The 21,167-nt window shown below is 70.1% G+C and carries 21 protein-coding genes; 12 read left to right on the forward strand and 9 right to left on the reverse strand.

The features are described 5' to 3' along the window. Positions 1–219 precede the first annotated feature (219 nt). The 4 genes from HNQ61_RS24205 to HNQ61_RS24220 form a co-directional block, all read right to left on the reverse strand. Positions 220–990: a hypothetical protein gene (locus HNQ61_RS24205; protein ID WP_170032940.1), complete on the reverse strand. Its 771-nt coding sequence runs from the start codon at positions 988–990 to the stop codon at positions 220–222. Between the two features lie 12 nt (positions 991–1,002). After that, a complete protein-coding gene (locus HNQ61_RS24210; protein ID WP_170032942.1) occupies positions 1,003–1,410 on the reverse strand; it encodes a hypothetical protein in 408 nt (135 codons plus the stop codon). Between the two features lie 117 nt (positions 1,411–1,527). Beyond that, entirely contained in the window at positions 1,528–2,310 is a 783-nt protein-coding gene (locus HNQ61_RS24215) for a hypothetical protein (RefSeq protein WP_170032944.1), read from the reverse strand. Next, a complete protein-coding gene (locus HNQ61_RS24220; RefSeq protein WP_170032946.1) occupies positions 2,307–2,780 on the reverse strand; it encodes a hypothetical protein in 474 nt (157 codons plus the stop codon). Before HNQ61_RS24220 ends, HNQ61_RS24215 begins: the two co-directional genes overlap by 4 nt. A 179-nt stretch (positions 2,781–2,959) precedes the next feature. On the opposite strand from HNQ61_RS24220, the gene HNQ61_RS24225 reads away from it, so the two are divergent. From HNQ61_RS24225 to HNQ61_RS24270, 10 genes are all read left to right on the forward strand, one after another. Beyond that, positions 2,960–4,564 (forward strand): bifunctional metallophosphatase/5'-nucleotidase, encoded by a 1,605-nt coding sequence (locus tag HNQ61_RS24225; RefSeq protein ID WP_170032948.1) that lies wholly within the window; start codon positions 2,960–2,962, stop codon positions 4,562–4,564. Between the two features lie 357 nt (positions 4,565–4,921). After that, positions 4,922–5,623: an energy transducer TonB family protein gene (locus HNQ61_RS29345; protein ID WP_170032950.1), complete on the forward strand. Its 702-nt coding sequence runs from the start codon at positions 4,922–4,924 to the stop codon at positions 5,621–5,623. A 135-nt stretch (positions 5,624–5,758) separates the two neighbouring features. Beyond that, positions 5,759–6,373 carry an outer membrane beta-barrel protein gene (locus tag HNQ61_RS24235; protein WP_170032952.1) on the forward strand — a complete coding sequence of 205 codons (615 nt, stop codon included), beginning with the start codon at positions 5,759–5,761 and terminating at the stop codon, positions 6,371–6,373. A 104-nt stretch (positions 6,374–6,477) separates the two neighbouring features. After that, the gene (locus tag HNQ61_RS24240; RefSeq protein WP_170032954.1) at positions 6,478–7,137 is read left to right on the forward strand and encodes an urease accessory protein UreH domain-containing protein; all 660 of its coding nucleotides are present in this window, start codon (positions 6,478–6,480) and stop codon (positions 7,135–7,137) included. A 50-nt stretch (positions 7,138–7,187) separates the two neighbouring features. Then, positions 7,188–7,448, forward strand: a complete 261-nt coding sequence (locus tag HNQ61_RS24245) for a CDGSH iron-sulfur domain-containing protein (RefSeq protein ID WP_205761290.1) — start codon at positions 7,188–7,190, stop codon at positions 7,446–7,448. 274 nt (positions 7,449–7,722) lie between these two features. Next, the gene (locus HNQ61_RS24250) at positions 7,723–8,598 is read left to right on the forward strand and encodes a sulfurtransferase (RefSeq protein ID WP_170032958.1); all 876 of its coding nucleotides are present in this window, start codon (positions 7,723–7,725) and stop codon (positions 8,596–8,598) included. 787 nt (positions 8,599–9,385) lie between these two features. Further along, complete coding sequence (locus tag HNQ61_RS24255) at positions 9,386–10,729, forward strand: HD domain-containing protein (RefSeq protein WP_170032960.1); 1,344 nt, start codon at positions 9,386–9,388, stop codon at positions 10,727–10,729. Beyond that, on the forward strand, positions 10,726–11,868 hold the full coding sequence (locus tag HNQ61_RS24260; protein ID WP_170032962.1) for an ATP-binding protein: 1,143 nt from the start codon (positions 10,726–10,728) through the stop codon (positions 11,866–11,868). The genes HNQ61_RS24255 and HNQ61_RS24260 overlap by 4 nt, the downstream gene beginning before the upstream one ends. A 90-nt stretch (positions 11,869–11,958) precedes the next feature. Continuing rightward, a complete protein-coding gene (locus HNQ61_RS24265) occupies positions 11,959–12,330 on the forward strand; it encodes a hypothetical protein (protein ID WP_170032964.1) in 372 nt (123 codons plus the stop codon). Next, positions 12,327–13,223 (forward strand): RNA methyltransferase, encoded by an 897-nt coding sequence (locus HNQ61_RS24270; RefSeq protein WP_170032966.1) that lies wholly within the window; start codon positions 12,327–12,329, stop codon positions 13,221–13,223. Before HNQ61_RS24265 ends, HNQ61_RS24270 begins: the two co-directional genes overlap by 4 nt. Before the next feature lie 392 nt (positions 13,224–13,615). On the opposite strand, the gene HNQ61_RS24275 is transcribed toward HNQ61_RS24270, so the two are convergent. The 5 genes from HNQ61_RS24275 to HNQ61_RS24295 all read right to left on the reverse strand — a co-directional run bounded on the left by HNQ61_RS24275 (position 13,616) and on the right by HNQ61_RS24295 (position 19,181). Further along, on the reverse strand, positions 13,616–13,828 hold the full coding sequence (locus tag HNQ61_RS24275; protein ID WP_170032968.1) for a cold shock domain-containing protein: 213 nt from the start codon (positions 13,826–13,828) through the stop codon (positions 13,616–13,618). A gap of 322 nt (positions 13,829–14,150) precedes the next feature. Next, on the reverse strand, positions 14,151–14,816 hold the full coding sequence (locus tag HNQ61_RS24280; protein WP_170032970.1) for a HAMP domain-containing histidine kinase: 666 nt from the start codon (positions 14,814–14,816) through the stop codon (positions 14,151–14,153). A 71-nt stretch (positions 14,817–14,887) separates the two neighbouring features. Next, positions 14,888–16,582, reverse strand: coding sequence for a methyl-accepting chemotaxis protein (locus tag HNQ61_RS24285; RefSeq protein ID WP_170032972.1), 1,695 nt, complete (start codon positions 16,580–16,582; stop codon positions 14,888–14,890). A 77-nt stretch (positions 16,583–16,659) separates the two neighbouring features. Further along, positions 16,660–18,120, reverse strand: a complete 1,461-nt coding sequence (locus HNQ61_RS24290) for a pyridoxal phosphate-dependent decarboxylase family protein (RefSeq protein WP_170032975.1) — start codon at positions 18,118–18,120, stop codon at positions 16,660–16,662. A 344-nt stretch (positions 18,121–18,464) separates the two neighbouring features. Continuing rightward, entirely contained in the window at positions 18,465–19,181 is a 717-nt protein-coding gene (locus HNQ61_RS24295) for a TetR/AcrR family transcriptional regulator (RefSeq protein WP_205761295.1), read from the reverse strand. A gap of 107 nt (positions 19,182–19,288) precedes the next feature. Here HNQ61_RS24295 and HNQ61_RS24300 point away from each other — a divergent pair, with 107 nt between their 5' ends. Beyond that, entirely contained in the window at positions 19,289–20,185 is an 897-nt protein-coding gene (locus tag HNQ61_RS24300; protein ID WP_170032977.1) for an NmrA family NAD(P)-binding protein, read from the forward strand. A 22-nt stretch (positions 20,186–20,207) separates the two neighbouring features. Continuing rightward, positions 20,208–21,092, forward strand: coding sequence for an aldo/keto reductase family oxidoreductase (locus tag HNQ61_RS24305; RefSeq protein ID WP_170032979.1), 885 nt, complete (start codon positions 20,208–20,210; stop codon positions 21,090–21,092). Positions 21,093–21,167 lie beyond the last annotated feature (75 nt).

Consider the following 21,167-nt stretch of genomic DNA (forward strand, 5'->3'; position numbering starts at 1 on the left):
CCAATCCCGGCGTGAGGCCTCCCCTCTCCGTGCGGCAGTTTGCACGGGGAGGGGCCGGGGGAGGGGCCTCCCGGCCCGGCGACCGAACGAAACCCATCACATCACCACGCGACCCGGCGCGGCCCGCTCTCCACAACCGTAACCAGACATCCGCGTTCCCGGGATGACGAAAAACGGGCACTCGACCGAGTGCCCGTTTCGCGTTTCCGTCCAGCGCCGTCACAGTTCGAACGACGCCACCGCCCGGTCCGTGGATCGAAAGAAGCCGCGCACCGGTGCGCCGCGCCGCATCTGCCGCAGGCGAAAGGAGGCGGAGGCCACCATCATGATGTACAGCAGCGCCTTGGCCATCTGCACCTGGCTGGGCCGCGGCGACCACTGCCCCGACAGGTGAAGGCTGGTGAGCGCCGCGAACAGAAGAACGCTGAGCGCCAGCACGAAGGCGTTGATGCCCAGCGCCACCCACAGCCCGCGGTCCATGCGGTTGGTGGCCACCCCCACGTACAGGGTCACCAGCATGGCGCCCAGTTCCATGATGTCCCACAGCGCCACGGACTTGTAGTGCGTGACGCTGATGAAGCCGTTCTCCTGCCATCCCACCAGCCCGCCCGCCACCATTCCCGCCATCAGGATGGCGAACACGGGAACGCGCCGGGCGCGCCCCCCGTCCCTGCCCGCGCGGAGCATGGCCGCGCAGAGCAGAACGCAGAACGTGGTGAGCAGAAAGGTGCGGCTGTGGTTCAGGATGGGGTGCCAGAACAGGATGGCCTTCCACGCGCCGCTCGCGGGCCCGGAAAGCCAGGCAAAGATGGAAAACCCGTCGTGGAACAGGGAGTTGAGCCCCTGGATGAGGAACGCGAGACCGGTCAGCGCCCAGCCCTGGCGGAACTCGCGCGCGCCCACGGGCAGGTCGCGCGCAATGAGGCGCGCCTGCACCGCGAACAGCAGCAGACAGAGCGAAATCGCGACCTGGGCGCTCAGAACCAGCATGTGCGGAACGCGTCAGGCCGGGGGGATGTCCGGCTCGGTGCAGTCGGGCGGGCAGGTCTTGGCGTTGTTCTCGATGGTGAACGTCTCCGTGGCCTTCCAGTCTCCGGTCTGCAGCGGAGTGCGGTTCTGGTCGTAGAGCTCGAACGACAGGCTGTGCAGGCTGTGGTTGGGGTCGTCCACGGTGATGGTGACGTCGCGGTTGTTGCCCTTGCCGCGCAGCGTGATCACGTGGCGCTTGGGGTGTCCCTTGCCGCGCGTGTTCACCGGCTTGCTGCGGTCCTGCTTGTACAGTTCCTTGACGGACCCGTCGTCCTTGCGGTGCACGGTGGCGCGGCTGGCGAACGCGGGGTGAAAGGAAACGTCGTAGTCGGCGTCGGCGGTCACGGTGACGTGATCCGCGGAAGCTTTGTCCTGCGCCATGATGGATCTCCGGGAATTCTGAAACGAACGGGAGGGGGTGCTGCGGACGCCGTAAATCTGCACAGATTGTCCCGGACGAGCAAGTGTTCCCGCCCGGAGCTGATACGGCGGGCCGGGTCAGTCGCCGGAGAACATTTCCCCCGGCGCGCGCGTCCGCGTGGCGTGCAGCCGCTCGAACAGCGCGGGCACCACGGCACCCGCGCGGGCATGCTGCAGCCGCCGGATCGCCAGCAGCACCATTCCCGCCATCGCCAGCCCGTTGACCCAGTAGAAGGCCACCCACGCGGCGGCCTGCATTTCCACCGACCACCAGGCCAGCAGCAGAAAGAGGCAGACGGAAAGGGCTTCCTTGACCGAGTACGCGGCCAGCGCCATCCACAGCAGCTGGTCCATGCCGTCCCTCGCCACGCCGACGAAGAGAACGGCCAGCAGCACCACCACCGTAGCGCCGGCGATGACCGACAGCAGGGTGATGTACGGCTTCAGCTCGAAGTCCGCGTAGCGCGCGGCGGCGGCCGTTCCCGCCACGATGGAGAGCAGGATGGGCGCGGTGCCCCCGCGCGCCACCCGCCCCGCCTGCCCGGCGGGAACGGCGAGGACCGCGGCGAGCACCGCCGCGGTCACCAGCACGCCGCACCCGCGCCCCACGTTGGCGGCCTGAAACCAGCGCACCGCCTCCGTGTACGCGGCCGATCCATGCTCCATCCGCTGAAGCACCGGCGCCAGCAGGGCCTGCGCGCCGCTGTACGCCCCCACCGCCGTGAAGCATACGCCGGTGGGGAACCACGCCGCGCCGGGCCGGCCCCAGCGCATGCCCTCCATCCGCCGCCACGCCGCCAGGGCGAGCAGGCCGAAGGGGAGAATGAGCAGGGTGGCGGCCGCCTGCAGCAGCAGCATCATCCGGCGCCGCCGCTTCCGCCGGGGTCTCCCCCTCCGCCGGGGATGATGGGCGGGCACATGGGCGGGCACAGCACGGAGCCGTCCTGGATCATCACCTCCTCAAACTCGCCCTCCGCGTCGCCCAGGCGCTCGGACCGGGCCTTGAGCCGCACGGTGATGCTGTCAATTTCCCGGTGCGGATCCGTGATGGTCAGGCGAAAGTGCCGCGCCAGCTTTCCGCCCGTGAAGTCGAATTCGCTCGTTTCAAAGGGCCGGTCGCTGCCGGCGGGAAGGATGAAGGGGTCGTCTTCGGCCTGCCGGTACACCACCACGTCCTCCTGCCCTTCGCGCCGCACCACGACGCCGGCCACGAAGCCGGGGTAGAAGTCGGCGGCGTATCCGTCTTTTTCCTTCTTTTTCCGGGAGGGAGAGGGAGGGTTCTTCTGCACGTAGCCGGGGTCGGGCTTTTCCTGCGAATCAGCGTCGCTCATCAACCGGTCTCCCATCGAAGGTGTGTCCCGTGTGTCCGGGAACGCATGATCGCGGGGAACGGCGCCCCGCGCAAGAACCTTCTGCAACCGTCTGCCGCCGCAGGCGGGGACTTGCGCCCCGTGCGGCTGGCCCGCCGATTGAAACGCACTCGGCCGACCGTCCATCCAAGGAAGCGCCCATGACCATCCGGACCCCCGCGCCCGCCCGCGCGGCGCACCTGCTGCTCCTCGCGCTGGCCGCCGCGTGCGCGCCCGACACGCCCGCCGCCGGGCCGGCTCCGGCATCCGCGCCCTCGGCCGCGCCCATGCGGCTGCGCGTGGTGCACACCAACGACGTGCACGGCCGCCTGCTTCCCCAGACGGGGGCGGACGGCCGGGTGTTCGGCGGGGCGGCGGTGATGGCGGCGCACTTCGACAGCGCGGCCGCGCGCTTCCGGGGCCCCACCATCATCCTGTCCGCGGGGGACGAGATGCAGGGGACGGCCGTCAGCAACCTTACCTGGGGCCGCGCCACCATCCAGGCCAACAACGCCGCGGGGTACGACGCCGCCGCCATCGGCAACCACGAGTTCGACTGGGGGCAGGACACGCTGGCGGCCCGGGTGCGCGACAGCCGCTACGCCTGGCTGGCGGCCAACCTGTTCGTGGCGGGCACGCGCACGCATCCGTCGTGGGTGCGCCCGTGGACCATGATCGAGCGCGGCGGGGCGCGCATCGCGGTGATCGGCGTGGCGCTGCGGACCACGCCGGAGGTGGTGCTGGCGGGACGCACGGCGGGGCTGGAGTTCGGCCCCGAGGCGCCGGCTGTGGACGCGGCGGCGCGGGAGGCGCGCGCGGCGGGGGCGGACTTCGTGATCGTGGACGCGCACGTGGGGGCGTACTGCGAAACGCCCGGCCGCGCGCCGGAGGAGCTTTCCACCGGCTGCCGGGGCGAACTGCTGGACCTGGCCCGCGCGCTGGCCGCTCCGGTGGACCTGATCGTGGGCGGGCACAGCCACACCCGCGTGATGACGACGGAAAACGGCATCCCCATCGTGGAAGCGTCGTCGTACGCGCGGGCGTACAGCATCACCGACCTGGAGAAGGTGGACGGGCGGACGACGGCGGTCGCGCGATCCATCCGCACGCCGTACGCGGACGAGGTGACACCCGACACGCAGGTGGCGCGCGTCGTGGCCACGTGGGAGCGTGAGGTCACGCCGCTGACGGCACGGCCCATCGCGCGGCTGACGTCGGCGCTCACCCGCGCGGCCGGCCCCGGCGGGGACGAGGGCGCGCTGGGCAACCTGATGGCGGACGCGTTCCGGGTGCAGACCGGCACGGAGGCGTCCATCATCAACAACGGATCGATCCGCGCGGAGCTGCCGGCGGGGACGGTCACGTGGGGCAACGCGTTCGAACTGCAGCCGTTCGCCAACGTTCTGGTGAAGACGGAAGTGACCGGCGCGCAGCTTCGCGCCGCGCTGGAGAACGCGGTGGCGGGCGGCGAGCACCCGGACGCGCACGTGTCGGGGATGACGGTGACGTGGGATCCGTCCGCGGCGGCCGGCTCGCGCATCCGCGAAGTCCGCCTGGCCTCCGGGCGCGTGGTGCGCGACACGGATACCGTCACGCTCGGCCTTTCCGAGTTCCTTGCGACGGGCGGCGACCGGTACACCTCGCTCGCGCAGGGCAGGACCACGCGGACGGCGCTGGTGGATCTGGACGCGCTGATCGCGTACCTCCAGTCTCTGCCGCAGCCCGTGGCCGCGCCGCAGACCGGACGGTGGCGCAGGGTTCGGTAGTCCTCACGGAACTGCCGTTTCACACGGAGGCCACGGAGGATGCACGGAGGGCACGGAGGAACAGCAACAGAAAAGCCTCACACAGAGACGCAGAGAAAAAGATGAAGGAGATGAATGACGACGGTTCATCTTCTGATCTTTCTCTGCTCCTCTGCTGCTCTGCGTGAGATGCCGTTGCTGTTCCTCCGCGTCCCTCCGCCACCCCCGCGTCCTCCGCGTGAAACGGTTTTTACATACTTTCCATCGCTCCACCGCCAGCCTAGCCCGTCCACGAATTGGCGCTTGGCGGATGGGCGGAGGCGGGATAGATTGGCGGAATCCGTCGTTCCTGGCACGTTTCCATCCGCTGAGTTCCTGATGCATCCGCTCCGCACGGCCGCACTGCTGGCGACCCTCCTTTCCGCATCCACCGCGTTCGCCCAGACCGCACCCGCCGCGGCGGATTCGCAGCGCTGCGGGACGGTTTCCGACACGGCGCGCGTGCTCACTCCGCAGCAGGTGCGCGACCGGCGCCGGCTGGGAATGCAGCTGGACACGCTCATCCGCCGGAGCGGGCAGACGGACCCGGTGCTGGTGATGGTGGACCAAGACAGCGCGCGGCGCGACATCCACGTTCTGGACGCCGTGGTGGACTCCGCGACGGTGCGCGCGGTGCAGACGCGGGTGGAGCGGTACCTGGCCACGGTGCCGCGGAACCGCCCTTTCCAGACGCTGCTGCGGCCGGGGATGGAAACGCCCGTGCTGGCCGCGCGAAAGGCGCACTGCACCCCCGAACTGGACAACGTCTCCGACATCAACGACCTCAAGACGCGGATGATTCTTTCCCACCCGCTGCGCGCCTCGGCGGGGCCGGGACGGCGGGTGACGGCACTGGTGCGGATGGTGGTGAACCGTGACGGCGGCGTGTCGTGGCTGTCCGTCCTCCGCCCGTCCGGCGACGCCTACGTGGACGCGAACGTGGAAGAGATCGCCGCGCGCATGCAGTTCCTTCCCGCCACGCTGGACGGAACCGCGTTCGACTCGTTCGTCACCTACCCGCTCACCTTCACCGTCCCCTGACGGATGACGAGCGCGGCACGAAGTTCTTGACCTTTGGCGCCGCCCGCGCAATCCTGTGCTCGCTCCGGCGATGAGACCGCGCCGGCCCCGGACCCACCGTCCGGTCCCTTCCCTCGATCCACACCATCACACCCCATGAACCGCACCACGCTGGGCGCCGCGATCACCGCGGCGCTGCTGGCCTGCGCCACGCCCTCCGCCGCGCAGGACCTCTTTTCCACCCGCGGAGTCGTCCTGGGCGCGCACGTGAACACCGCCGCCCTGCAGATTGACGAAGACGGCGGCTCCAACGCCGAACGCGGCTTTGGCGCGGGCGTCATGCTGGGCTACGGCTTCAGCGACCGCGTCTCCGCCTTTGCGCGTCTGGGCGGCGCCAGCATCAACTACGACGACGACGTGGACGAGGGGAGCTACGCGATGGGGCTCTTTGACCTGGGCGCCCGCTACAGCTTCGGCACGCTGGGCGCCGCGCTGCGCCCCTACGTGGAGGGCGGCCTGGCCGGAACCGCCATCTCGGAGGACATCGCGCTGGAGGGAGAAACCTACAACGTCACCTTCTCCGGCCCGGGCCTCTTCATCGGCGGCGGCGTGGAGTACTTTTTTCAGCCCAAGGCGGCGCTGGACGCGGGGCTGATTCTGGGCAAGGGACGCTTCACCACGGCGGAGATCGACGGCGACACGTTCGACGAGGTGGAGGATCTGGACTTCACCACCATCCGCCTGGCGGTCGGCGTCACCTTCCGCCCGTAACCCGTCGCCCGGCCCCTTCCCCCGGTTGACCCGAAGAGGCCGGGCCGGTACACTGACGCGCCGCGCGGACCGCGGCGCGTCCTTTGTTTCTTTCCGTCGTTATCATGGATTCGCTGCAGGTTCTTGCCCCGCTCACGGCGCTGGTCGCCGGCTTCGCGCACGCGCTGGAGCCGGACCACATGGCCGCCGTCACCACCTTCGTGTCGCGCCGCCCGCGCCCGCTGCAGGCCATCGGCTTCGGGGTGCGCTGGGGGATCGGCCACTCCGCCGCCATCCTGGTGGTGGGCTGCATCCTGATCGCGCTGGACATCCGCCTGCCGGACCTGCTGGCGCGCGGGCTGGAGTTCGGCGTGGGCGCCATGCTGCTGGGGCTGGGCGCGTGGCTGCTGTGGAGCGTGCTGCACGAGCGCGCGCACCGCATGGTGCACGCGGCCCCGCCCGCGGAGGCGCACGGGCACGGGCACTCGCACCGGCACGGCTCGCTGTGGGTGGGGATGGCGCACGGCCTGTCGGGGACGGCGCCGCTGGTGGCCGCGGTGTCGGCCACGGCCGCGGGATCGCCGCTGCAGGCCGCGGGCTACCTGTTTCTGTTCGGCGTGGGGACCACGGCGGCGATGGCGCTGTACGCGGTGGTCGCCGGCCTGGTGTTTGACCAGGCGGGGCACCGCGGGCCGGCGCTGTCCGGCGCGCTGCGGGCCCTTACCGCGGTGGGAAGCGCCGGCATCGGCGTTCTGTGGATGGTGAACGCCGCCTTTCCGGCCTGATCCGGACTGCGCGGAGGCGGAATCACATGGGGATCGGCGATATGATGAGCATGTCGGAAACGAACGAAGCCGCGGCGCAGCCGGCGGTGATCATCAAGGCCAAGAACAACGGCCCGTTCCTGGTGGAAGGCCCCTTCCGGCTGATCGACGCCGACGGGCAGGAGTACGCGCTGGAGGCGGGAAAGAAGTACAACCTGTGCCGCTGCGGCGCCTCCATCAAGAAGCCGTTCTGTGACGGAACGCACAGCAAGATCGGCTTTGCCGCCGCCGAGCGCGCCGTGCGCGAGGCCGAGGGCGAAACCGCGGTCTGACGCGCGCGCTGGATCGGGAAAGGAGGAAACTCGACGTTCGCCTCCGTCTCATGGACGGCGGTAACCGGGTTTTCACGCAGGCATCGACCGCCCGGGGCCGCACGGCACCGGGCGGTTTCTGTGGCCCGTCATCCACCGCGTTGCTTGACACTGCCCGCCCCCGCGGGTAGCATCCGCGTCCCGGCGTGATGCCCCGAACGGGGCGGCCGGCGGCGGAAGACGAATGACGGCGGCGCCCCCCACGCGGCGCTCCCGAGCCCCTACAGGAGAACCCATGGCGACCGGATCGCTGCCGATTGAAGCGCGCGGATACGCGCACCCCGAGGCGCTCGTTTCCACCGAGTGGGTCGCCTCGCACCTGTCCGACGCGGACGTGCGGATGGTGGAAAGCAACGAGGACGTGCTGCTGTACGACATGGGCCACAGTCCCGGCGCTGTGCGCCTGGACTGGCACGTGGACCTGCAGGACCCCTTCATGCGCGATTATCTGGACGCGGAGTCGTTTGCGCGGCTGATGTCGGAGAAGGGGATTACGCCGGAGACGACGGTCATCTTCTACGGTGACAAGAACAACTGGTGGGCCACCTACGCGCTGTGGGTGTTCCGCCTGTTCGGGCACGAGCGCGTGCGGGTGATGGACGGCGGGCGCAAGAAGTGGTCGGATGAGAATCGCCCCATGACGGACGAGGTGCCCTCGTATCCCGCCACGGAGTACCCGGTGCCGGTGCGTGATGACGCGGCCATCCGCGCGTTCCGCGAGGACGTGCTGGAGCACGTGAAGGCCAAGGGGCAGATGATCGACGTGCGCTCGCCGGAGGAGTTCAGCGGCGAGCGGCTGCACATGCCGGACTACCCGCAGGAAGGCGCCATGCGCGGCGGGCACATTCCCGGCGCGCGCAACGTGCCGTGGGCGCGCGCGGTGAACCCCGACACCGGCGAGTTCCTTCCCGCCGACAAGCTCCGCGCGCTGTACGAGGAGGGCGCCGGCCTGAAGCCGGGCCAGGACACCATCGCGTACTGCCGCATCGGCGAGCGCTCGTCGCACACGTGGTTCGCGCTCAGCTACCTGCTGGGGTACGAGAACGTGCGCAACTACGACGGCTCGTGGACGGAGTGGGGCAACGCCGTTCGGCTGCCGATCGAGCGGTAGTCGGACGTGCGGAAAGGGACTCGCGGGATCGACGCGCGGCAGGGAGCTGGGGCGGCATCCGGGTGGGTGCCGCCCTTTTTTTCGTCCCGAATCTTGGGATGTTGGGGGGGATGATGAAGAGCGGGGGGGGGTGCGGACGGTCGTGCGGCGGCCGGCTGGGGCCCTCACCCCGCGTGCTGCGTACGACGAACCCTCTCCCACGAACGGATGTGGGAGAGGGAGCACACCCCAGTGCCGTGTGGGTCGGAAGGTTCGGCGCGGCGGCGGGCACCCCCCTCCCCCCAGCCCCCTCGCCCCGCAAGCGGGGGAGGGGGAGCCGTTCGGTGTGGAGGATGGTTCAGTGCGCGTCCGTCGCCTTGGTGCAGTTGAAGCCTCGATCATGGACGCGACAGCGGCCATGAGTCGAGGGTTCCCGCTGTTTGAGCGGCGGATTTATTCGCTCAACTCACCTTCGGCGCGCCGGGCGCTCCGCACTGGACGCCGAACTTTCCGCCCCGAAAACCCTCCCCCACTCTTTTTTGGGGGAGGGTGGGCCGGTGGTGCCGGCCCGAGTGGGGGCCGCCGTGATGCCCGCCCACCCGGCTCGAACCCGTCCGCCACGTGCAGTGAAGTGGTGCCGGCCCGGGTGGGGCCCGCCCTGGACTGCGCCCATCGCGCCGGGACCATCAGGATCGCCATCCTTGATCGTCCCCTTCGACCCGATCCATCGCGCCTGTGGCCGTGTTGGAGCGCGGATGCCCGCAATCGCTTGACGCGCCCTGTCCGCGCGGGTACACTCCGCCCCCGCATGAGCCTACCCGAAACCGAGTCCCCGCGCGAGTTCGAGGTCGTTCGCGACCCGCTCTGGAACACCATCCGTCTGGACGCCACGGCGCTCCGGATCATCGACACGCCCGAATTCCAGCGGCTACGCCAGATCCGGCAGCTGGGACTGGCGTATCTGGTGTATCCCGGCGCCACGCACACGCGCTTTGACCACGCGCTGGGCGTCTACCACCTAGCCCGCATGGCGCTGGGCGTGCTGGGCGAACGCGGCGAACTGCGCGGCGTGGATCCCGTGGACTGCCGCCTCGTCCCCTACGCCGCGCTGCTGCACGACATCGGGCACTACCCGTTCTCGCACGCGCTGGAGGAACTGGGCGAGGAACTGGTGAGCGCCGACCACGAGGAGCTCGCCGGCCGCTTCCTGGCCGCGGACGGCATCCGCGCCGCGCTCCAGGAACTGTCCCCCGACGCGCCCGCCCGCATCGCCGAACTGATCCGCGGCCGCTCGTCATCCCCTCTCCAGGGGCTCATCTCCGGCTCGCTGGACCTGGACAAGCTGGAGTACCTGCGCCGCGACGCCCGCTTCTGCGGCGTTCCGTACGGCGAGGTGGACGTCGACCGCCTGCTGAACGCCATCACCCTCCTCCCCGATCCGCGGACGGGGCGGGTGGAGATCGGCATCCACGAAAAGGGGCTGTCGGCGCTGGAATCGCTCCTCTTCAGCAAGTACCAGATGTTCCGCAACGTGTACTGGCACCACGCGGTGCGATCCGCGACGGCGCTGTACAAGCGGCTGGTGCACGATGCGCTGCTGGGCGGCGTGGTGACGGCGGAGGAGCTGGTGGGACAGTCGGATGAGCGGCTGATGACTATTCTGGAACTCCGCGCGGAGGGGCGCACCGATGCCGCCAGCCGCCGCGTGGCGGAGCGGTGGATTCCCGCCGTGCGCCGCCGCCGCCTGCCCAAGCGCGCGATGGAAGTGCCGGCGGACGACCTGCGCGGCCTGCCCGGCGACGGGTGGATCGCCGATCCCGCGCTGCGCGACCGGCTGGAGGCGCGGCTGGCTGCGGAGCTGGGGCTGGAGGAGGGGTGCGTCCTGATCGATTATCCCGAAAAGCCGCGGATGCTGGGGCTCAACCTTCTCCTTTTGCGCCGCGCCGGGCCCGTGCAGCGGCTGGCGGACGACGCCGGGCGCGCCGGGCTGCACCTGCCGCGCGTGTCGGACGACCTGTACCTGAGCGCCCGCGCCTTTCGCGTGTTCACCACCGAGCGGCGCGAGATCAGCCCCGACCGCCTCTTCGCGCTCCTCGCGCTGAGCGAGGCGGACGCGGCGGACCGGCTGGCGGACGCGGAGCCGCTGCTGTGAGCGACGCGGAACAGCTGGCCGGGGCCGGCGCGCACCTGCTGCTGGCGGAAGATGATCCGTCCGCCGCGCGGGTGCTGCGGATGATTCTGGAGCATTCCGGCTACCGCGTCACGCACGCGGCGGACGGCGAAACGGCGCTGCGGCTGCTGGATGAGCAGGGCCCGCCGGATCTGCTGCTGCTGGACTGGATGCTCCCCGGCATCAGCGGGCTGGAGGTCTGCCACTCCGCGCGCCAGCGGTGGGACGCGCTGCGCCTGCCCATCCTGATGGTGACGGCGCGCACGGACCCGGAAAGCATCTACGCCGCGTTCGACGCGGGGGCCAGCGACTACGTGGGCAAGCCGTTTCGCGGCGCGGAGCTGCGGGCGCGCATCGAGTCGCACCTGCGCACGCAGCGGCTGTGGGCGGAACGGCAGCAGATGGAAGAGCACCTGGCCGAGCGCGACAAGATCTTCACCCTCGGGCTGCTGGCCGGCGGGGTGGCGCACGACCTGAACAATCCGCTTGCCGTCATCAGCGGGCACGCGCAGGTGCTGCAGCGCCGTCTGCACGATCCGCAGGTGGCGGAGCACCTGGCCGAGATCATGGCCGCGGTGGACCGCTGCGCGCACATCGTTTCCGACATGCTCAACTTCGCGCGGCGGCATCCCGCGGAGCGCATTCCGGTGGACGTGGCGCAGGTGCTGCGGACCACGCTGGGGATGCGCGAGCGCAAGCTGGCCAGCGGCGGCGTGGAGCTGCGGGTGGAGGTAGACGACGACATGCCGCTGATCATCGCGGACGGCCACCAGCTTCAGCAGGTGTTCCTGAACGTCTTGGTGAACGCCGAGCAGGCGGTGGGCGACAGCGGGACGGTTCGCGTCACCGCGCAGGCGCGCCCGGCGTCGGCGGACGACTGCGACGTGGTGGTGGAGTTCTGGAACGACGGGCCGCGGATTCCGGCGGAGCTGCTGCCGCGCATCTTCGATCCGCTCTTCACCACCAAGACGGAGGGCGAGGGAACGGGGCTGGGATTGTTCATCTGCCGCCGCATCATCCGCGAGCACGGCGGGACCATCACCGTGCGCAGCGACGCGCAGGGGACGGCGTTCACGGTCTGCATCCCCGCGCATCCCCCCGCCCCGCCCGTCCGCGCCTGACATGCGCATCCGGCCGATGATCCCTGTCGCGCTCGTGCTCGCGGCATGTGAATCCGGGAACCCGCCCGGCCAGGCACCCCGCGCGACACCGTGTGGCTGACAGGGGATGAATTCGACGACACCGTTCCCCGGGCGGAGCACGCCGCGGCCACCGTGTCGGACAGCGGGCTCTCGGTGGTGGTGCGCAGAGTGGAGCGGAACCGCTACGCGTTCAAGGGCCGGACCCGGCTGGCCCGCGGAGTGGAAGTCGTCATCGAGGACAAGAGGAACGTGCTGTGGGGTGCCGAGGCGTTCCCGGTAACGAATGGCGAGTTCAGCTTCGAGGTGGACGTGGGGCACACCGACAGCACCACCATCTTCGCGTACCTGTCAGACTACGACGGCACGCGGCAGTGGGTGATCCCCATCCCGCTGGACAGCGCAGTGGTGAACTGGACGGCTCCTGGAATGGAACAGCGATGACGGAAATGGAAGGGGCGGGCATCGGCCCGGACGACGAGCAGGAGGCGGACGACGCCGTCCAGGCCGCGGGACGCGCGGCGCTGGAGGGGATCGTGGTGGTGCTGTGGCAGACACAGGACTACGTGAACATCGCGGGGACGATCCGCGCGATGAAGAACTTCGGCCTGTCGCGCATCCGGTTGATCCAGCCGGAGTTGTGGGACCCGTACCGCATCGAGGGGATCGCGCACGGCACGCAGGACGTGGTGGCGCGCGCGGAGATCCACGATTCGCTGCAGAGCGCGCTGGGCGACTGCAGCTACGTCGTGGGAATGACGGCGCGCGCCCGCCGGGCCAAGCGCGCCGTCGCCCGCCCGCGCGGGATCGCGCCGGAGCTGCTGGCGCGCGGCGCGGCGGCGGTGGCGGGCGAGTCCGGCCCCGTGGCTCTCCTTTTCGGCCGCGAGGACCACGGGCTGAGCAACGAGGCGCTGGACCTGTGCCACCGCACGTGCATCATCCCCACCTCCCATCACGCGTCGCTGAACCTGGCGCAGGCCGTTCTGGTGATGGCGTATGAGATGTGGATGGCGGCGGAGGGCGAGTCGCTGGAGTTCCGCGCGCCGCGCCGTGACGCGCCGCCGGCGGACATCGCCATGCTGGAGCGGCTGTTCGGGGACGCGGAGCGCGCGCTGTGGGCCGTGGACTTCTTCAAGAGCCGGCAGACGGAAAGCGTGATGCGCACCTTTCGCGAGCTGGTGCGCCGCGCGGACCCGGACCAGCGCGAAGCCGGCTTCCTCCGCGCGATGGCCATCGAAGTCGTCAAGTACGTGCGCCGCGTCGGCGGCCTCCCTCCCGAGGGCGAGCCGCGCGACTTCCGCACCGGGCTGGGCGAGACTCCGCCGGACGAAAACTGAAGGCCTCACGCAGAGCAGCAGAGGCGCAGAGGAAGAGAGAACTGCCGTTTCACACGGAGGTCACGGAGGATGCACGGAGGTCACGGAGGAGTTTTCCGTGGCCTCCGAGCTTTTCTGCAATTCGCTGATCTGATTTTGATAATTGACCAACAACTCAGGAATAATCGCCGCACCTGTATTCTTTCTTTCCTCCGTGCCCTCCGTGCATCCTCCGTGTACTCCGTGTGAAACGGCAGTTTTTCTGTTCTCTGCGTCTCTGCGGCTCTGTGTGATGCCCTTCTGTTGGCGGATTCCGAGAACACGAAAAGGCCGGAGCGTCGCCGCTCCGGCCTTTTCATTCATCCCTCAGACAACGGCATCAGCCACGAGAACCGCGGCGTCAACCGCAGCAATCAGGCGCCGACGCGGGTCACGTTCTCGGCAGCCGGACCCTTCGGGCCATCGACGATGTCGAACTCCACCGTCTCGCCCTCGGTCAGCGACTTGAAGCCTTCCGCCTTGATGGCGGAAAAGTGCACGAACAGGTCCCTGCCACCATCGCGCTCAATGAAGCCGAAACCCTTGGCGTCGTTGAACCACTTGACCTTCCCGGTCGAACGATCCATCTCCTACTCCTGCTGCTGCGGTGAGCATGTACAAGGCGCGGTTCTTCGCGCCGGTGCCGGCGCCGGACCGTCCCGGCGCGCGGCGAGCGTTTCCCGGACGGGAAACGTTATGTCGGCTCGGCGCATCTCGGGGATGGCCGGAATCCACTCTGCGAAATGCTGGAGTTGTCCTTCAGGAAACCGGATGGTGCGGGACGTACCGGGGACGTAAAGGGCTGCCAGCGGGGCCACGTGCGGAGGTTGCTGCCGTATTGCTGCGCCTAGATAAGAGGCGGCCGGCCGTTTGTCAAGAAAAATCGCTCAGAACGGCCCGGAACGCTCCTCAGGGGACATGCGCCGGGAGCCGGATCTCCAGTCCCGACCCGCCCGGTGCCCGCTGCGGGCGCATGCGCACCTCGCCGCCCAGCTGCGCCACCAGCCACGACACGATCCCCGGACGCCACCCGTCGCTCGCCGACGGACGCGGGTGCGGCGCGGGCACGCCGCCCTCCCCCACGGCGCCGTCGTCGCACACGGAAAGCAGGACGCCCGTCCCCGCCTCGTCCTCCGGATCCACGATCAGCTCCACCAGCACGTTGCCGCGCGACCGCCGCGCCGCGCCCAGCAGCAGGTGCGTCGTCAGGCGCGAAAGAAAGCTTTCGCGCCCGCCCATCCGCGTCCCCGGCGGCAGATCGCACACCATCCGCACCTCCGCCGGGCCGCTGACCGAGACAAAGCGCCGCACCGCCCGCTCCACCGTGGCGCGCGGGTCCCACGCCACCTCGGGCGAGACCGCGGCGCCGCGCAGCGTGTCGATGGTGTCGCGAAGCATGGCGCCCAGTTCCGCGCTCGCCTCCACCGTGCGCTCCAGTTCCGCCAGCGGCGGGCGGCCGCGGCGCGCCTCGGCCATGGCCAGCCGGCTGCGCTGCTCCAGCGCGTACGCCACGTCCGCAAGGTCGTGCAGCAGTTCGGCGGAGAGCTGGCCCAGCTGCTCGAGTCTGTCGCGCACGGCGGCTCCGGAACCGCCGTCGCCGGCGGGAATGGGATCGGGGACCATGAAAGTCTTCTTCGCCAGTCAGATCAGGAGGATGCACCCGCCGCGGACACTGCCGCCGCGTCGTTCAGGGCGGGAACCATGCGCGGCTCGCGGGGCGGCCCCGCCTCCGCGGCGCGGAAGCGGGCGGCCAGCGCATCCAGCGTTCCCGCCGTCCCCGCGGTGCGCTGCGTGGTCTGCGCCAGGTGCTCCATGGCCCGCCGCTGCTCGTCCGCGGCCGCGGCGCCGCGCCGGGCGCGCTCCAGCGAGGTTCCGGCGATGGCCCTTACCCGCGCCACGTCCGTGCGCAGCGCCGTCATGGACTCCGCCTGCCGGTCCACGTCCACGGTGATCCGCTCGATGAAGTCCACCGTGCGGCTCAATCCCGCCACGATGGAGCCCAGCGAGTCGCGCCCCGCGCCCGCCACCTCGCCCACCCCGCCGATGCGCGCGCCGCCCGCGTGCAGCCGCTGGCGCACCTCCGCCAGCGCCGCGGCCGTCTGCTGCACGACGGCCGACACCTCCGTCGCCGAGCCGGCGGACTGCGCGGCCAGCTGCCGCACCTCTCCCGCCACCACCGCGAAGCCGCGCCCCTGCTCTCCCGCGCGCGCGGCCTCGATGGCGGCGTTCAGCGCCAGCAGGTTGGTCTGCTCCGCGATCTCCTGGATGGCGGAAACGAATCCGCTCACCCGCGTCCCCGCGGCGTCCAGCGCGTCCACGGCCAGCTCCAGCCGCCGGTAATCCTCCCCGAAGCCGACAAGGAGCGAACCCGCTCGCTCCACCCGCGCGGCGTGCGTCTCCGCCTCCACGCGCAGGCCGCGGGCGACCTCGGTGGACTGCGTGGCTTCCCGGCGCAGCGCGGCGCTTTCCGCGGCCAGTGCGTCCACCGCGCGCTCGCTGCCGCCCAGCAGCTCCATCTGCCGCGCGGCGTCGTCGGCCACGGCGCTGGTGCTGTCGCCGATGACGCGGGCGGCGGACTGCACCTCATCCACCGTTCCCGCAAGCACTTCGCTGAGGGCCGACACCGCGCGCGCGTTCTCCTGAATCTGCCGCACCATCTCGCCCACGGTCTGCGACATGGCGTTCACGGAGACGGAAAGAAAGCCGATGTCGTCCAGGTGGCGGTCGGGCAGGCGCGTGGTGAAGTCGCCGTCCTGCGCCAGGGCCAGCGCCTGCCGCACGCGCCGCAGCCGCCGCGTGTAGGCGATGGGGCCCTGCAGAGCCAGCCATCCCGTCCCCACCAGAAAAACCAGTTCCAGCACGATGATCCACGGCGAGAACCCCGCCGTCCCCATCAGCCCCATCCACCGCCCGATCCCGTAGCCCACCGCGCCCTCCGCCAGCTGCGCGCGGGCGGCCAGCGGCATTCCCAGCGCGTAGCCCCCCACGGCAAAGACCAGGTAGGGGAGGATCAGGTACCCCCGTTCGCCCAGCAGCGCGGCAAAGATGGACAGGATCACCGTGTCCATCCCCTGCACCGTCCAGAACTGCCACGGCGCGAACCGTCCACTCCGTTCCAGCCACGCGGCGGCCGCGTTGAAGACCGCGTTCACCCCCGCCAGGATGGCGGCTTCCGCGAGGGTGATGGGAAGCACGCCGGTCGCCTGCCCCACCGCGCCCATCCCCATGGCCAGGATGATGAGCATCCAGCGCATGCGGATGGCCTGCCGGTGCCGCTCGCGCATGACCGTCCAGCGCTCGCGGGCAAAGAGCTGATCGAAGTCGGTGGATGAACTGGGCACGAGTGCGATCCTGCGGGGCGGGCGGAGAGGCGGGGGAGGGTGGGCAGCGTCATTCTCGCGCGGGCGCAGGGACGATGTCAAGCGTCCGCGCGCACCTCTGCGGCCATCTGGCGAAGCAGTGCCCATGCGTCGCGCACGTGCTCTTCCGTCGTGCGCAGGTTGCCGATGGCCAGGCGCAGCGCCAGCCGGCCGCGCACCCGCGTGTGGCTCAGATAGGCGCGTCCCCCGGCGTTCACCGCCGCCAGGAGGCGCTCGTTGTGCGCGTCCGTCCGGGCGTCATCCATCCCGCGCGGCGCGTGGCGGAAAACGACCAGGCTGAGCGGGACGGGCGCCATCATCTCCCACTCGTTTTCCCCGTCGATCCATGACGCCAGAAGAGTGGCCAGGCGGCAGTGCTCGCGAATGCGCGACGCCATCCCCTCCGCGCCGAAGTAGCGCAGCGTCATCCACAGCTTCAGCGAGCGGAAGCGCTTGCCCAGCGCGGGGCCGTAGTCCATCAGGTTGGTGACACCCTCGCCCTCCGGCGTCACCAGGTACTCGGGGACCAGGGAGAACGCGCGACGGACGATCTCCGGACGGCGGGTGAAGAGGACGGAGCAGTCGATGGGAACGAACATCCACTTGTGCGGATTGACGACCAGAGAGTCCGCGCGCTCCGCCCCGTCCAGCACGCCGCGGAGTTCCGGCACCAGCGCGGCCGATCCACCGTACGCGGCGTCCACGTGCAGCCACACGCCGTGCCGCTCGCACACAACGGCGATGGCGGCAACCGGATCGATGCTGCTCGTCGACGTGGTCCCCGTCGTGGCGACGACGCACAGGGGGAGGATGCCCGCCGCGCGGTCTTCGACGATGGCCTGCTCCAGCGCCGCGGGATCCATCCGGAACCGGTCATCCGTGGCGATCTTGCGCGTTCCCGTGCGCCCCAGGCCCAGGGTGATTCCCGCCTTGTCGATGGACGAGTGTACTTCTTCCGACGCGTAGACGCGCATCTTGGGAAGCTCGCGCCCGCTCATCCCCTGCTCGCGCACGTCCAGCCCGGCGGCCTCACGCGCCGCGGCGATGGCGATGAGCGTGCTCATGCTGGCGGTGTCCTGAATGGTGCCGTGGAATCCCTCCGGCAGCCCCATCATCTGCCGCAGCCAGTCCAGCGTGCGCGCTTCCAGTTCCGTGGGCGCGGGGCCGGTGCGCCACAGCATGGCGTTGGTGTTCAGCGCGGCTGCCAGCATTTCGCCCAGGATGCCCGGGCCGCTGCCGGTGATGCTGAAGTACGCAAAGAAGTCCGGATGATTCCAGTGCGTGATTCCCGGGATGATGACGTCCCGGAAATCCCGCAGGATGTCGTCAACCGGCTCTCCCGCGTCCGGCGCGGAGGCGGGAAGGCGCGCGGCCACCTCGCCGGGACGCACCTGCGCCATCACCGGATAGTCGCCCACGCCGGCCAGATAGTCCGCCATCCAGTCCACCACCTGGTGTGCGTGGCGGCGGAACTCCTCGGGCGGCATGTCGCCGGACGGCATCTCTAGGGTGTCACTCATGTGTGGGGGCGGTCGGCAATGATGATGAACTGAAATCTCACGCAGAGCAGCAGAGGCGCAGAGAAAGAAAACTGCCGTTTCACACGGAGGTCACGGAGGGAGCACGGAGGTCACGGAGGGGCTTTCCCGTGCCTTCCGTGCTTCTCAACATTCCATGGATCTAGTGGTCAGGGAACGAGATCGTCACCAGACTTCAGCAGCTGCGCGGGCTTCCGTGGTCGCCGCACCTGCGTCAAGTCCGTTCCTCCGTGACCTCCGTGCATCCTCCGTGTCCTCCGTGTGAAACGGCAGTTTTCTCTTCTGTTTTTCTCTGCTGCTCTGCTGCTCTGCGTGAGGCTTGTTTGTCAGGTGGACGCGGGGGCGCCGGCCAGCCGGTCGAGCCACTCGGACATCAGGTGCTGTTCGGCGGGGGAAAGCACGCCGGGCGCCTCGGGGAGCACGGCGCGGAGCGCGACGGCGCGGGCGGCCACTCCGCCACCGGCGGCCTCGTCCGCCTCCGCCGCGGGGACGAGGATGGCGGCAAGGACAGCGTCGCGCACCGCGTCCGGCAGCCGCGGGTCGCGTGCCTCGGGCGGCGTGGCGATCAGCGACAGCGTCAACCCGTGGCCCGCGGCCGACACCATTCGCGCCGCCAGCGGTACGCTCACCCGCAGCCGCCCCGCCCGCGCGATCCGCTCGATCTGCGCATGCAGAATCTCGTGCCCGTCCCGCACCGCCGGCGCATCCGCCGCGGTCACCGGGTCCACGTACAGCAGGGCGTAGGCGGCCGGGTTCGCCAGGCCGAACGCCACGTGCATCTCCCACCCCTTCCGCAGGTCCTCCACCGGATCGTCGGTGGGTACGCGGCCGGCTTTTTCGCGCACGTAGGCGGCAAGCGTCTCGCGGGCGACTTCCGCCAGCAGCCCGCGCATGTCGCCGAACTGTCGGTAGATGGTGGGCGCCTGCACGCCGGCCGCGGCACCCACCGCCCGCGTGGACACCGCCTCCCGCCCGCCGCGCGCCAGCAGTTCCGCCGCCGCCCGCACGATGCGCTCCCGTGGCTCCATCATCTTCTCGCTCATGAAAGCCAATATAACACGATCCTGTTATCGGTGTTGCACAATCGGCGTTAGCGGTGTATTGTTAGCGACGTTAACAGCGGCGGGCGAATCCAGACCAAGAGCAGGCGATGACGTTCTTCATCACGGGAATCACCGGCAAGGTGGGCGGGGCGGCCGCACGGCGGCTGCTGGACGAGGGGCACGGGGTGCGCGCCCTGGTCCGCGATCCGTTCAAGGCAGAGGGATGGCTGCGGAGCGGCGTGGAAATCCTGCAGGGCGACATGAACGACGCGGGCGCCGTCAGCGCGGGGCTGCAGGGGGTGGACGGGGCGTATCTCATGCTGCCGCCCTTCTTTGTCCCCGGGCCCGGCTTTCCGGAGGCGCGCGCCATCATCCGCGCGTTCCGGGAGGCGCTGGAGCACGTGCCCCCGCCGCGCGTGGTGGCGCTCTCGTCCATCGGCTCGCACCAGCCTGGCGGACTGGGGATGATCACCGCCACCCGCATGCTGGAAGAAGGGCTGCGCGACCAGCCGTTTCCCGTCGCGTTCGTCCGTCCGGGCTCGTTCCTGGAGAACTATCTGCCCAATCTCCAGGCAGCGGCGCAAACGGGATGGTTCGACAGCTTCCTGCAGCCCGTCGATCGCGGCTTTCCCATGGTCGCCACGGAGGACATCGGCAACCAGGTCGCGCGGCTGCTGGTGGACGGCTGGCGGGGGACGAAGATCGTGGAACTCGGCTCGCCCGTCAGCGGCGACGAAATGGCCGCGGCGATGAGCGAGGCGCTGGGCCGGCCGGTGCGGGCGCGCGCCGTCCCCCGCGAGGAGTGGGAAAGCGGCCTGGCGTCGCGCGGCATGCCGCCGGGCTTCATCCAGCCGTACGTGGAGATGGAGGACGCCTACAACGCGGGATGGATCGCGTTCGGCGTCCCCGGCACCGAGCCCGTGGCGGCCACCCGCACCCCCGCGCAGCTGTTTGCGCGGGCGCACGGCGAAACCAACGGCGCCCGTCCGGGCGCGTCATCCTGATCTGTAAAAAAGGACTGTGATCATGACGGACATCAGCACCGCAGGCACCTTTCCGCTCGGCGACCTTGTCGTACACCGCATGGGCTACGGCGCCATGCAGCTTGCCGGGCCCGGCGTGTACGGCCCGCCGCGCCACCACGACGCGGCCCTGGCCGTGCTGCGCGAAGCGGTGGCGAGTGGGGTCAACCACATCGACACCAGCGACTTCTACGGCCCGCACGTCACCAACCAGATCATCCGCGAGGCGCTGCATCCGTATCCGCGGGACCTCGTCATCGTCTCCAAGGTGGGCGCGGTGCGCGGGACGGACGCGTCGTGGAATCCCGCGCACACCCCGGCGGAACTGGAAAGCGCCATTCACGACAACCTGCGCAACCTGGGGCTGGACGCGATCGACGTCGTCAACCTGCGGGTGATGGGCGAGGGGCACGGGCCCAGCGAGGGCTCCATCGAAGAGCGCTTCACCGCGCTGGCGGAGCTGCAGCGGCGGGGACTGGTGCGGCACCTGGGCCTGAGCAACGTGACCGCGGCGCAGGTGGCGGAGGCGCGGCGTATCGCGCCGGTGGTGTGCGTGCAGAACCTGTACAACATGGCGCATCGGGAGGATGACGCGCTGGTGGACCAGCTTGCGGCGGATGGCATCGCCTACGTGCCGTTCTTTCCGCTGGGCGGCTTCAGCCCCATCCAGTCCGCCACGCTGTCGGACGTGTCTTCGCGGCTCGGCGCCACGCCCATGCAGGTGGCGCTCGCGTGGCTGCTGCACCGCGCGCCCAACATCCTGCTCATCCCGGGCACCTCGTCCGTCGGCCACCTGCGCGAGAACCTTGCGGCCGCCGCGCTGAAGCTGCCGGAAGACGCCATGGCCGAGCTGAACCACATCGGCGACTTCGCCTCCGCCCCCATGTGATGCGCAAAGGCGAATAAAAGAACCTCACACAGAGACGCAGAGCCGCAGAGAAGAGGAAAAGAAAGCATCCCCATC

Source organism: Longimicrobium terrae, assembly GCF_014202995.1.
Classification (GTDB): Bacteria; Gemmatimonadota; Gemmatimonadetes; order Longimicrobiales; family Longimicrobiaceae; genus Longimicrobium; species Longimicrobium terrae.